Below are 12,754 nucleotides of genomic sequence, written 5' to 3' on the forward strand. Positions count from 1 at the left end.
AGCTGTGGTCGATCGCTTGATCGTGCGCGGTGCGCGCGAGCACAACCTTCGTGGAATCGACGTCGACCTGCCGCGTGACTCACTGATCGTTTTCACCGGGCTATCCGGGTCGGGCAAGTCGTCGCTGGCCTTCGATACGATCTTCGCCGAAGGGCAGCGCCGCTACGTCGAGTCGCTCTCGGCCTACGCGCGCCAGTTCCTGGGCCAGATGGACAAGCCGGACGTCGACTTCATCGAGGGACTGTCGCCGGCGGTGTCGATCGACCAGAAATCGACCAACCGCAACCCGCGTTCGACGGTCGGGACCATCACCGAGGTCTACGACTACCTACGACTGCTGTATGCGCGGGCGGGAACAGCGCACTGCGCGCAGTGCGGCGAGAAGATCGCGAAGCAGACTCCGCAGCAGATCGTCGACCAGATCCTGGCGATGGACGAGGGCACCCGGTTCCAGGTGCTCGCCCCGGTCGTGCGGTCGCGCAAGGGGGAGTTCGTCGACCTGTTCGCCGCTCTGCAGACCCAGGGGTTCGCCCGCGCGCGGATCGACGGCCGGGTGTACCCGCTGACCGAACCGCCGACGCTCAAGAAGCAGGAGCGCCACGACGTCGACGTCGTCGTCGACCGGCTCGCCGTGAAGGCGACGGCCAAGCAGCGACTGACGGACTCGATCGAGACGGCGCTGCGGCTCGCCGATGGGATCGTCGTCCTCGACTTCGTCGACGTCGACGAGGGGGATCCGAAGCGTGAGCGACGATTCTCCGAGAAGATGGCCTGCCCCAACGGCCACATCATCGCGATCGACGACCTCGAGCCGCGGTCGTTCTCGTTCAACTCGCCCTACGGTGCCTGCCCGGCGTGCGACGGCCTCGGGGTCAGCAAGGTGATCGACGAGGAACTCGTCGTCCCGGACCCGGATCTGAGCCTGGCGGAGGGGGCGATCGCGCCCTGGTCGAGCGGGCACAACGCGGACTACTTCCTGCGGTTGCTCTCCGGCCTGGCCGATCAGATGGGTTTCGACCTCAACGCCCCGTGGAAGAAGCTTCCCGCAGCGGCGCGCAAGGCGATCCTGGACGGCAGCGATCACCAGGTCCACGTCCGGTTCCGTAACCGGTACGGGCGCACGCGATCGTATTATACCGAGTTCGAGGGCGTCATGGCCTTCCTCTCGCGGCGGTCGGACCAGACCGAGTCCGAGGCGATGAAGGAGCGCTACGAGGGCTATATGCGCGACGTTCCCTGCGCGGTGTGCCACGGTGCGCGCCTGCGGCCGGAGATCCTCGCCGTCACACTGGACTCGGCGGAGTTCGGCCCCAAGTCGATCGCCGAGGTCAGCTCGCTGTCGGTCGCCGCCTGTGCCGAGTACCTCGGCAGCCTGACCCTGGGCGCCCGCGAGGAGGCCATCGCCGGTCGCGTGCTCAAAGAGGTGCAGGCGCGGATCCGATTCCTGCTCGACGTCGGGTTGGAATATCTCTCGCTGTCGCGGGCGGCGGGCTCGCTCTCGGGCGGTGAGGCGCAGCGCATCCGGTTGGCGACGCAGATCGGCTCCGGACTCGCCGGGGTCCTCTACGTCCTGGACGAGCCGTCGATCGGGCTGCACCAGCGCGACAACCGCCGACTCATCGACACCCTGGTGCGGCTGCGCGACCTCGGCAACACGCTCATCGTCGTCGAACACGACGAGGACACCATCCGGGCGGCCGACTGGATCGTCGACATCGGTCCGCGCGCCGGCGAGCACGGCGGACACGTCGTCCACAGCGGCAGTTACGAGGGCCTGCTGGCCAATGTCGATTCGATCACCGGCGCCTACCTGTCCGGCCGGGAGACGCTGCCGACACCGGAGATCCGTCGCCCGATCAGCAAGCGCAAACAACTCACGGTCGTGGGCGCGAACGAGCACAACCTCAAAGACGTCGAGGTCTCATTCCCCCTCGGCGTGTTGACGGCGGTGACCGGCGTGTCGGGTTCGGGTAAGTCGACGCTGGTCAACGACATCCTGGCGTCGGTCCTGGCCAACAAGCTCAACGGTGCCCGCCAGGTACCCGGACGGCACAAGCGTGTGAAGGGACTCGACCAGCTGGACAAACTCGTGCAGGTCGACCAATCGCCGATCGGCCGCACGCCGCGCTCCAACCCGGCGACCTACACCGGCGTCTTCGACAAGATCCGCACCCTGTTCGCCGCCACGACCGAGGCAAAGGTGCGCGGCTACCAGCCGGGTCGCTTCTCCTTCAACGTCAAGGGCGGGCGCTGCGAGGCGTGCACCGGCGAGGGCACGATCAAGATCGAGATGAACTTCCTGCCCGACGTCTACGTCCCCTGCGAGGTGTGCCACGGCGCGCGCTACAACCGGGAAACCCTCGAGGTGCACTACAAGGGCAAGACGATCGCCGAGGTCCTGGACATGCCGATCGAAGAGGCGGCCGACTTCTTCGAGGCGGTCACCTCGATCCACCGCTACCTGAAGACGTTGGTCGAGGTGGGGTTGGGCTACGTGCGGCTCGGCCAGCCGGCGCCGACGCTCTCCGGCGGCGAGGCGCAGCGCGTCAAACTGGCCGCCGAACTGCAGAAGCGTTCCACAGGCCGCACCGCATACATCCTCGACGAGCCGACCACGGGACTGCACTTCGAGGACATCCGCAAGCTGCTCAAGGTCATCAACGGCCTGGTCGACAAGGGCAACACGGTCATCGTGATCGAGCACAACCTCGACGTCATCAAGGCTGCCGACTGGATCATCGACATGGGGCCGGAGGGCGGCGACGGCGGCGGCACGGTGGTCGCCACCGGGACTCCGGAAGAGATCGCCGCGGTCCCGCAGAGCCACACCGGCCGGTTCCTCGCCGAGGTCCTCGAGCCGGAGCGGGTCGCGAACGTCGGGTAGCGGCTCGAGGGCCGTGGACGCCGACGTGGACGAATTGGTGACCGAGCTCCGCTCGGCCGGCTGCGTGTTTGCCGAGGACGAGGCGCAGATCCTGCGGTCGCGTGCTGCCGACGGCGAGCAACTCGCCCGATGGGTTCGTCGCCGGGTGGCCGGGGAGCCGCTCGAGCACATCGTCGGGATCGTGGAATTCGCCGGACTCGACCTCGTCGTCGGGCCCGGGGTGTTCATCCCGCGACAGCGCAGCCGATTGCTGGCGGCGGTCGCGAGTGGGGAAGTGCGGGCCACGCCTGACTCAAAGACCCCCGTGTTCATCGAGCCGTATTGCGGGGTCGCGCCGCTCGCGGCGGTCGTCGCCCGCGATCATCCCCACGCGGCGGTCGTCGTCAGCGACGTCGATCCCGTCGCGCTCGACTATGCGAGGCGCAATGTGGGCCCGCGGGCACGGGTCTGCGAAGGGGCGGGTTTGTCTGGACTGCCGTCGGAGTTGCGGGGCGGCGTCGCCGTGATCGCCGCCGTGCCGCCGTACGTCCCCGACGACGAGCTGGATCTGATGCCGGGGGAGGCCCGCGACCACGAGCCGGTGGCGACGCATGCCGGCGGGGCTGCCGGGCTCGCCGAGGTCCGCCGGCTGATCGTCGATGCCGCGGAATGGCTCGCGCCGGGCGGCGTGCTGGCCGTCGAGATGCACCGGGACCAGACCGATGAGGCCGCCGGGCTCGCGACGCGTAGCGGGTCGACGGCGACGGTGGTGACCGAACACCCCGCCTATGCCGACGACGGGCACACGGCGGTGCTGGTCATGCGCGGACGGTCGGACTGACTAGGCAGCGAGACGAGCCGCGTAGGCCTCGACGGCATCCTTCGCCGCCTTCAGCCCGGCACCGGTCGCGACACGGTAAGCGCGGATGGCAGCGACCGTCTGACCTTGTTCGGCGAGCTCCCGCACCTCGGTGGTCAGCCCGGGATCGGATTCGACGAGGAGCCGGGCGAGTTCGTCGCCGTCCACCCCAGCGCGCTCCGCGATCAGGCCTTCGAGCTTCCATATCCGGGCCTGCAGCTGATCGATGTGCTGTTCTGCGCGTCGCAGTCTTCCGAACATGATTGTCTCCCTCAGATGTCTACGGTGCGCTCAGACGAGCTTCTCGCCGGGGCCCTCACCCGGCTCGTCGGGGAAGGCGCTGGCCTCGCGGAACGCGGCTTGCAGTCCCTTGACGCCGTCGCGGATCGGGTTCGCGTGCAGGCCCAGGTCGCGACGGGAGGCGTCGAAGAGTCCGGCCAATGCCGTGATGAGTTTGCGCGCCTCGTCGAGGTCGACATCGTCCTCCGAGGCGCCCTCGGCCAGTCCGAGTTTCTCGGCCGCCGAACTCATCAGCATGACGATCGCGCGGGTGATGACCTCGATGGCGGGGATCTCGCCCAATTCGCGCACCTGCTCGGCGTCGACGGGCTGCTCGGACATCGAATTGGGGTCATCGGCCATGACTGTTAGACTGTCATAGTGCGACCGTCCCGGATTACCGGGGCAGGCAAGTGGAGTTCCGCTCCCACCGTGCGACGCAGTTCAGCAATGACGCAGTTTCACGGTCCGACGCGCCCCGGGTGAATCCGTTTCACCCGGCGTCAGCGTGTTGGTCGGCATCGGAGCCCTTCGGGTATTGGTCTCGCAACCGGTACGCGACGGGCTTTCTTGTTGAGGCAGCTCCATCGTGGCCCGCGATCTTGCGGCGGTCGGACGGCAGAACCGACCTACCAAGGAGGCCCCATCAGCACTGAGACTCGCATCAACGAGCGCATCCGCGTACCCGAAGTCCGACTCGTCGGACCGAATGGGGAGCAGGTGGGCATCGTGCGTGTTGAAAATGCGCTCCGCCTGGCCGAAGAAGCTGATCTCGACCTGGTGGAAGTTGCGCCGGACGCGCGCCCGCCGGTGTGCAAGATCATGGACTACGGCAAGTTCAAGTACGAAGCCGCGCAGAAGCAGCGCGAGTCGCGTCGCAACCAGCAGATGACCGTCATCAAGGAGCAGAAGCTCCGGCCGAAGATCGACGACCACGACTACCAGACCAAGAAGGGCCACGTGGTCCGCTTCCTGGAAGCCGGTTCGAAGGTCAAGGTCACGATCATGTTCCGCGGTCGCGAGCAGTCGCGTCCCGAACTCGGTTATCGCCTGCTGCAGCGCCTGGGCAACGACGTCGCCGAATACGGCTTCGTGGAGACCTCGGCCAAGCAGGACGGACGCAACATGACGATGGTCCTAGCACCGCACAAGGGCGCGAAGACCCGTGCCAAGGCGGCCCAGCAGTCCGAACAGCCGGCGAAGGCTCCCGAAGCCTCGCCCGCCGAATCGGAATAGCGCCGCCGCACGACAAACCTCAGGGGCTGCGCCACTACGGCGGAGTCCACGATCCCGGATGGGAATCCGGGCGAACGAACAGGAATAACCCATGCCAAAGGCAAAGACCCACAAGGGCACCGCGAAGCGATTCAAGGTGACCGGCAGCGGCAAGATCGTCCGTCAGAAGGCGAACAAGCGCCACTTGCTCGAGCACAAGTCGTCGAAGCAGAAGCGCGCGATGGACGGTACCGTCGTCGTCTCCGAGAACGACGCGCCGCGCATCAAGCGCCTGCTCAACGGCAACGGCTAAGCCCTCCCCACCAGACCAACCAGACCGAAGTAAAGAGGTTCAGACATGGCACGCGTGAAGCGGGCAGTAAACGCCCAGAAGAAGCGTCGGACGACCCTGGAGGCGTCGAAGGGGTACCGCGGGCAGCGCTCGCGCCTGTACCGCAAGGCCAAGGAGCAGCAGCTCCACTCGATGACGTACGCCTACCGCGACCGTCGTGCGCGCAAGGGCGAGTTCCGCAAGCTGTGGATCTCGCGCATCAACGCCGCGGCCCGCGCCAACGACATCACCTACAACCGCTTCATCCAGGGCCTCAAGGCCGCCGGTGTCGAGGTTGACCGCAAGGTGCTCGCCGAGATCGCCGTGAGCGACCCGCAGGCCTTCACCGGCCTCGTCGAGGTCGCGCGCAAGGCGCTGCCGGACGACGTGAACGCGCCGGCCGCCTGATTTCGCCACACAGCACGGACCGACCCGCGATGGACGTTCTCACCGAACGCTCGTCGCGGGTCGTTTCGTACGCCAAACTGCATCGCGCCGCCACCCGACGGGAACAAGGACTGTTCCTCGTCGAGGGCGCGAACTCGGTCACGGCCGCCATCGAGACCGGTCGCGCCCGCGTCCTCCTCGTCGGGGAATCGGCACAGGCGCGCCATGGCGACCTCCTTGCGCTGGCCGCCGATCGGGTGCTCGACGTGCTCGTGATCACCGATCGTGCCGTCGCCAAACTTGCCGATTCGACGACGCCGCCCGGCATCTTCGCCGTCTGCGGTCTCCTCGACACGCCGCTGGACGAGGTCCTCGCGGTGCGGCCACGCCTGCTGGCCGTCGCCGTCGAACCGGGTGAACCGGGCAACGCCGGCACCATCGTCCGCTGCGCCGACGCGATGGGCGCCGACGGCGTGGTCTTCCTCGGCGACGCGGTGGACCCGCACAACGGCAAATGCGTGCGCGCGAGCGCCGGCAGCGTCTTCCACCTTCCGATTTCGCGGGAGCGGTCGGTCGACGATGGGTTGGCGGCCTTGCGCGCGGCCGGTCTCACCCTGCTCGCCACGACCGCCGACGGCGAACTCGGACTTCCCGACGCGGGCGACGTACTGGCCGGGCCGACCGCCTGGTTGTTCGGCAACGAGGCCCACGGACTGCCCGCCGACGTGGTGGCGGCCGCCGACCATCGGGTGTCGATTCCGATCCGCGGGCGCGCCGAGAGCCTGAACCTCGCCACCGCCGCCGCGATCTGCCTATACGAGAGTGCCCGGGCGCAGCTCTGAGGCACTCGGTGTGATCATCGCTGGTTGACCGTGTCCGACTCCCAGGTCATCTCATCGCCCTCGTGCACCTCGAAGGACTCGAACCGGTCGTCCGCCAGGATCGTGTCGATCAACGCGCGCGTACCCCCGACCAGGGTCCAGTTGAAGTCGATCTCGGTGGCGACCGCCCAGGACAGATCCGACGGCCAAATCATGTTCGGACCGGGGCCGGGTCGAAAGCCCCGCGGCCAGAGCCCGGCGCGATAGCCGTAGTCCGGGTCGGCCAACTCACCCAGCGTGGCGTCGAACAGGATCATCTCGCGGGCGGGCCACGCGAAGTGGGATCCGCGCTCGGCGGCCTCCGCCACGGCCGGATCGATCTCCCGCTTGACCGGCGGAGTGCTCGGCCCGGTCGACATGATGAGCGACACCTCGGTGCGCAACTCGCCCCAGCCCGCCCAGATTGCGACGGTGACGTCAGCCGTAGTGGTGAACGGCCGCAAGACGCCGGTCAGGGCGGACAGCAAAGCCGGGGGGAGGTCGCCCTCGTATTCGACGTTCAGGTGCCAGCCGTTGGGCAGGTTGACGCTGTACGAGTCGCCGTGGTCGTCGCCGAGCCGACGTCCCAGCACCGCCCACCACTGGACCTGCGGGTGCATGGTCGCGCCGGTCACCGCGGCTACCTCCGCCCAGCTCACCTCGACGCGCCCGTCCTCGCCGAGACGGTCGTCGTCGGCGTAGCGGGAGACCGGATGCAGAATCCGCGCATAGGCGTCGAATCCGGTCCCCACGACCCCGCCGACCGTCGCGAAGTCGCCGGCCCGAGCCAGCAGGGCGCCGCCGCGTCGGCCGATCTCGTCGTTGTCGGTGATAACTCGCACCTCGCGATCGTAGGGCTCGTCACCCCGGCACCGCGATTGAGTATTTCCCCCGACGACGCGTCGCCCGCGCGCGACAATCATCGGTAGGTATGACCACCACTGGGAAGCTCTCGCGCGGCCGTATCGACGCCGCCGACCTCGACCGACTGACCGGAGACACGCGCGATCGCGTCGTCGACGTGCTGCGTCTGGCGAGCCTGCTCGTCGTCGTCGCCGGCCACTCGGTCATGTTGACCGTCGCACCGCCGCCGCCCGGCGGAGATCACCTGGTCCTGGGCAACCTCCTGGGCGACCACCCGCTGCTCCAAGCCGCGACGTGGCTCCTGCAGGTCCTGCCGCTGTTCTTCTTCGCCGGGGCGGCCGCCGCCGTCTACGGGTTGCGGCCCGGCACCGCGCCCGGGCATTGGCTGTTCCGACGGTCGCAGCGCTTGCTCCGCCCGGTGTGGTGGTACCTGCTGGCCATCGGCGCAGCACTCGGTGCGGCGACCTGGATGCGGTCTCCGGCGGCGGTCGACGTGATCGCCCGCCTGGGCGTGCAACTCCTGTGGTTCCTCGGGGCCTATCTGGTCATCCTGGCGGCGGTCGCCTTCCTGCAGCGGATCTCGACCACCCGACAGGTTGTCGTGGCGGTCATCGCCTGCTACGGGCTGACCGCGGTCGGCGACGCCGCGCGCTTGCACGCCGACGGACCGGCACCGACATGGACGATGCTCACCTTCGCGACGGCGTGGACGATCCCGGCGATCCTCGGCATCGCCTACGCGAAGAGGCTGATCCGCCCGCGCACTGCGGGAATCGGCGCTCTCGCGATGCTGGCCGTCGACGCCGGGCTGGTGGCCTTCGGCCCCTACGACGTCTCCATGGTGACGGTCCCCGGTCAGCGGTTGTCCAACATGAGCCCGCCGAGCGTGCTGCTCGCCGGCCACGCGATCGTCCTGTGCCTGCTGGCCATCGCCGGTGCGGGCGCGATCGCCCGCTGGGCCCGTCGCCCGCGTGTCTGGTGGTGGGTGGCCCTCGGAAACCGCTCCGCGATGACCCTGTACCTGTGGCACCTGCCGCTGCTCGGGCTGATCATCGGCACCGGAATGCTCCTCGGATACACCCGTGACAACCCGGCCTCGACCGGTCACCTGATCGTCGTCGGCGTCCAGACTCTGCTGCTCTTGGTGTTGCTCGTGCCCACGGTCGCACTGCTCTCGCCGTTGGAAAACCATCCACTCCGGTGGTGGGACGATCGTCGGGAAACGACGTTGTCTGCGACGCCGAAGAACCGGTTCCGCGACGCCGCCGTGCTGCTCCTGGTGGTGGTGGCCGGCGTCGCGCTACTGCTGTTCGCCCGCGACGGCATGCTGGCCGGTGCGCCGATGCTGGCGGTATCGGTCGCGGGGGCGGTCGGTGCTCGTCTCATCAGCGTCGGGCAGCGTCAACCCGCAGGTCAGCGGGCCTCGACAATCGACTAGTCTTGACGGTCGTGGCGAAACAGAACGACGATTCCGGAATCGACCCCGGCACGGTGGACGCGTCTGCCCTCGATCCTGCTGCGCTGGACTCTGCGGCCGACGCGGCGATCGCAGCTTTCGCGGCGGCCGCCGACCTCGACGAATTGGCCGTGGCCAAGACCGAGCACCTGGGGGAGAAGGCCCCGGTCTCGTTGGCCCGACGTGCGCTCGGAAGTCTGCCCGGCGATCAGCGCGCTGCCGCGGGCAAGGCCGTCAACGCGGTCCGGACCCGCGTCAACGACGCGTTCGCGGCGCGGACCGAGGCATTGGCGGCGCAGCGCGATGCCGAGGTCTTGGAAGCTGAATCGATCGACGTCACCTTGCCCAGCGGGCGACGACGAGTCGGGGCGCGCCACCCGATCACCGTGATCGCCGAGCAGATCGCCGACGTCTTCGTCGGCATGGGCTGGGAAATCGCCGAGGGCCCCGAGGTGGAGGCCGAGCACTACAACTTCGACGCGCTGAACTTCCTGCCCGACCACCCGGCGCGCTCGATGCAGGACACCTTCTACATCGCCGGCGAGGGAGATGCGAGCTCGCGCCAGGTGCTCCGCACCCACACGTCGCCGGTCCAGGTGCGGGCCATGCTGAACCGCGAACTGCCGATCTACGTCGCCTGTCCCGGGCGCACCTTCCGCACCGACGAGCTGGACGCCACGCATACCCCGGTGTTCCACCAGATCGAGGGCCTGGCCATCGACAAGGGGCTGACTCTGGCCCATCTGCGCGGTGCGTTGGAGACGCTCGCGCGCGCACTGTTCGGCCCCGACACGACGACCCGGATGCGGCCGTCGTACTTCCCGTTCACCGAGCCGTCCGCCGAGGTCGACGTCTGGTTCCCGGGTAAGAAGGGCGGCGCCGGCTGGGTCGAGTGGGGCGGCTGCGGCATGGTCAACCCGAACGTGCTCCGATCCAGCGGGATCGACCCCGAGGTGTACAGCGGATTCGCCTTCGGGATGGGCTTGGAGCGCACCCTGCAGTTCCGCAACGACATCTCCGACATGCGCGACATGGTCGAGGGCGACATCCGCTTCACCGCACCCTTCGGCCCGGCGGCCTAGCCGACGCACCGCAGACACCGACCGACCTACCAACCGAAAGCAGCAACCACCGTGCGCGTCCCCCAGTCCTGGTTGACCGACGTTCTCGACACCACCGAGGCCCAGCCGTTCACCGCCGAGCAGATCGACGCTGCCTTCGTCCGCGTCGGATTCGAGATCGAGGACGTCGAGCCGTTCGGTGCGATCGACGGCCCGCTCGTCATCGGACGGGTGCAGAGCATCGAGGAACTCACCGAGTTCAAGAAGCCGATCCGGTTCTGCCATGTCGCGGTCGGCGAGGACGCCCCGCGCGAAATCGTGTGCGGCGCGCGCAACTTCACCGAGGGGGACCTCGTCGTCGTCGCGCTGCCCGGAACCACGCTGCCGGGGGGATTCCAGATCGCCTCGCGCAAGACCTACGGCAAGACGTCGGACGGCATGATCTGCTCGGTCACCGAACTCGGCGTGGGCGACGACCACACCGGCATCCTGGTACTGCCCGCCGGGTCGGCCGAGCCGGGCGACGACGCGCGCGCCTTCCTCGGCTTGCCGGACACCGCGATCGAGGTCAACGTCACCCCCGACCGCGGATACGCCTTCTCGGTCCGGGGTCTCGGACGGGAATTGGCCGGCAGCCTCGGCGTCGGCTTCCGCGAGCCCGGGGCGGACATCGATCCGGGAGTCGCCGGCGACGGCGGCACCGCCGTCGAGATCGACCCCGCCACCGGCGCCACCCGCTACACGGCGCGCGTCATCACCGGCGTCGACCCGACGGCGGCCTCGCCGTGGTGGATGCGCAAGCGCCTGCTCATCGCAGGGATCCGCCCGATCTCGGCGATCGTCGACGTCACCAACTACGTGATGATCGAGTCGGGACAGCCGTTGCACGCCTTCGACGCCGATCGCGTGCGCGGCGGCATCACCGTGCGCAACGCGCATGCGGGGGAGAAGTTGACCACCCTCGACGGGGCCGAGCGCGTCCTGGACGCGCAGGACGTGGTCATCGCCGACGAGTCCGGGGCGATCGCCCTGGCCGGTGTGATGGGCGGAGCGTCGACGGAGGTCGGCGACGAAACCGTCAACGTGCTCCTGGAGTCGGCCACCTTCGACCCGGTTCGCGTTTTCCGCACCGGCAAGCGCCACAAGCTCAGTTCGGAGGCCGCCAAACGGTTCGAGCGGACCGTCGATCCGGAGATCACCGCCCGCGCGTCGGCGCGCGCGGCCGAACTCATCGTCCAGATCGCCGGCGGAACGCTGGAGAGCGCGTGGACCGACGAGCGGCTGCCGGTCGAGCCGACCCCGGTGATCGCCTTTGCCGCCGACGCGCCCGACCGCACCGCCGGGATCGTCTACCCCGAGGGCACCTCGGCGCGGCGCCTGCGCGAGGTCGGTTGCGCGGTCGAGGAACACGACGGGCTGCTGGCGGTCACCCCGCCGTCCTGGCGACCCGACCTGCGCCAATCGGCGGATCTCGTCGAGGAGGTGCTGCGCCTGGAGGGGCTCGAAGACATCCCCGCCGTCGTGCCGCGCGCTCCGGGTGGCCACGGGTTGACGCCGGAGCAGCGCCGCCGTCGCAGCATCGGACGCACGTTGGCGCTCGACGGCTTCACCGAGGTGCTGCCGTACCCGTTCATGCCGGCGGGGGTGTTCGACACCTGGGGACTGCCGTCCGACGACCCGCGCCGCGCCAGCGTCTCGGTGCTCAACCCGCTCGAGTCCGATCGACCCGAACTCAACACGACCCTGCTGCCCGGGCTGCTGGAGATGGTTGGGCGCAACATCGCCCGCGGTCAGCGCGATTTGGCTCTGTTCACCATCGGCCAGATCGTGCTCGGCGGCACCGGCAGCGGTGAGACCGTCGAGGCACTGGACGTGACCCACCGTCCGTCCGACGCCGACATCGCCCGCCTGAACGCGAGTCTGCCCGACCAGCCGCTGCACGTCGCCGCGGTCCTGACCGGCTTGGCCGAACCCGCCGGACCGTGGGGTCCCGGTCGCGCCGCCGATGCCGCCGACGCATTCGAGGCGGTCCGTTCGATCGCGCGCGCCGCGGGGGTCGACGTCGAACTCGAGGCCGACGACCGCCTGCCGTGGCACCCCGGGCGGTGCGCCCGCGTCGTCACCACGCACGACGGGGAGCCGGTGACCGTCGGATGGGCCGGCGAGCTGCACCCGGCGGTGTGCGAGCGGGCCAACCTTCCGAAACGGACGTGTGCGCTCGAATTGTCCATCGACGCGCTCGGGGCGTCGACGAAGCTCCCGGCGCCGAGTCTCTCGGTGTTCCCGGCGGTCCTGCAGGACGTGGCCGTCGTCGTCGACGCCGACGTGCCGTCGGCGCGCGTCGCCGCCGCACTGGGCGAGGGGGCGGGCGAACTGCTCGAATCGCTGGAACTCTTCGACGTCTACACCGGTGACCAGCTGGGCGAAGGCAAGAAGTCGTTGGCCTTCGCGCTCCGGTTCCGGGCCGCCGATCGCACCCTCACCGAAGACGAGGCGAGCGCGGCGAAGATGGCCGCGGTCGAGCACGCCGCGAGCGCGGTGGGCGCGCGTCTGCGCTGAGGACTCGATCGCCCGGCTAG

12 protein-coding genes are annotated in these 12,754 nt (G+C 69.0%); 9 read left to right on the plus strand and 3 right to left on the minus strand.

The features are described 5' to 3' along the window. The first annotated feature begins 4 nt into the window (after positions 1-4). Complete coding sequence (uvrA, locus tag HUN08_RS07925; RefSeq protein WP_124248236.1) at positions 5-2,884, plus strand: excinuclease ABC subunit UvrA; 2,880 nt, start codon at positions 5-7, stop codon at positions 2,882-2,884. A 13-nt stretch (positions 2,885-2,897) separates the two neighbouring features. Continuing rightward, positions 2,898-3,704, plus strand: a complete 807-nt coding sequence (locus HUN08_RS07930; RefSeq protein ID WP_124248237.1) for an SAM-dependent methyltransferase — start codon at positions 2,898-2,900, stop codon at positions 3,702-3,704. Here the strand turns inward: HUN08_RS07930 and HUN08_RS07935 are convergent, their stop codons facing one another. Together HUN08_RS07935 and HUN08_RS07940 are read right to left on the minus strand one after the other, a co-directional pair. Then, positions 3,705-3,983, minus strand: coding sequence for a hypothetical protein (locus HUN08_RS07935; RefSeq protein ID WP_124248238.1), 279 nt, complete (start codon positions 3,981-3,983; stop codon positions 3,705-3,707). Positions 3,984-4,013: 30 nt separating this feature from the next. After that, positions 4,014-4,364, minus strand: a complete 351-nt coding sequence (locus HUN08_RS07940) for a DUF1844 domain-containing protein (protein ID WP_124248239.1) — start codon at positions 4,362-4,364, stop codon at positions 4,014-4,016. 282 nt (positions 4,365-4,646) lie between these two features. On the opposite strand from HUN08_RS07940, the gene infC reads away from it, so the two are divergent. The 4 genes from infC (at position 4,647) to HUN08_RS07960 (ending at position 6,776) form a co-directional block, all read left to right on the plus strand. Next, positions 4,647-5,237 carry a translation initiation factor IF-3 gene (gene infC / locus HUN08_RS07945; protein ID WP_124248260.1) on the plus strand — a complete coding sequence of 197 codons (591 nt, stop codon included), beginning with the start codon at positions 4,647-4,649 and terminating at the stop codon, positions 5,235-5,237. A 91-nt stretch (positions 5,238-5,328) separates the two neighbouring features. Then, a complete protein-coding gene (gene rpmI / locus HUN08_RS07950; RefSeq protein ID WP_124248240.1) occupies positions 5,329-5,529 on the plus strand; it encodes a 50S ribosomal protein L35 in 201 nt (66 codons plus the stop codon). Positions 5,530-5,574: 45 nt separating this feature from the next. Continuing rightward, positions 5,575-5,955, plus strand: coding sequence for a 50S ribosomal protein L20 (gene rplT / locus HUN08_RS07955; RefSeq protein WP_124248241.1), 381 nt, complete (start codon positions 5,575-5,577; stop codon positions 5,953-5,955). A gap of 29 nt (positions 5,956-5,984) precedes the next feature. After that, positions 5,985-6,776, plus strand: coding sequence for an RNA methyltransferase (locus HUN08_RS07960; protein ID WP_124248242.1), 792 nt, complete (start codon positions 5,985-5,987; stop codon positions 6,774-6,776). Between the two features lie 14 nt (positions 6,777-6,790). Here the strand turns inward: HUN08_RS07960 and HUN08_RS07965 are convergent, their stop codons facing one another. Further along, positions 6,791-7,636, minus strand: a complete 846-nt coding sequence (locus HUN08_RS07965; RefSeq protein WP_165353482.1) for a hypothetical protein — start codon at positions 7,634-7,636, stop codon at positions 6,791-6,793. An 89-nt stretch (positions 7,637-7,725) separates the two neighbouring features. Here HUN08_RS07965 and HUN08_RS07970 point away from each other — a divergent pair, with 89 nt between their 5' ends. From HUN08_RS07970 to pheT, 3 genes are read left to right on the plus strand one after another with little or no spacing between them, the layout of a single operon-like run. Then, positions 7,726-9,096 (plus strand): acyltransferase, encoded by a 1,371-nt coding sequence (locus tag HUN08_RS07970; protein WP_124248243.1) that lies wholly within the window; start codon positions 7,726-7,728, stop codon positions 9,094-9,096. A 38-nt stretch (positions 9,097-9,134) separates the two neighbouring features. Further along, on the plus strand, positions 9,135-10,196 hold the full coding sequence (gene pheS, locus HUN08_RS07975) for a phenylalanine--tRNA ligase subunit alpha (protein WP_124248261.1): 1,062 nt from the start codon (positions 9,135-9,137) through the stop codon (positions 10,194-10,196). Positions 10,197-10,247: 51 nt separating this feature from the next. Next, on the plus strand, positions 10,248-12,734 hold the full coding sequence (pheT, locus tag HUN08_RS07980) for a phenylalanine--tRNA ligase subunit beta (RefSeq protein WP_124248244.1): 2,487 nt from the start codon (positions 10,248-10,250) through the stop codon (positions 12,732-12,734). Positions 12,735-12,754 lie beyond the last annotated feature (20 nt).

It is taken from the genome of Gordonia sp. X0973 (assembly GCF_013348785.1).
Taxonomy (GTDB): domain Bacteria; phylum Actinomycetota; class Actinomycetes; order Mycobacteriales; family Mycobacteriaceae; genus Gordonia.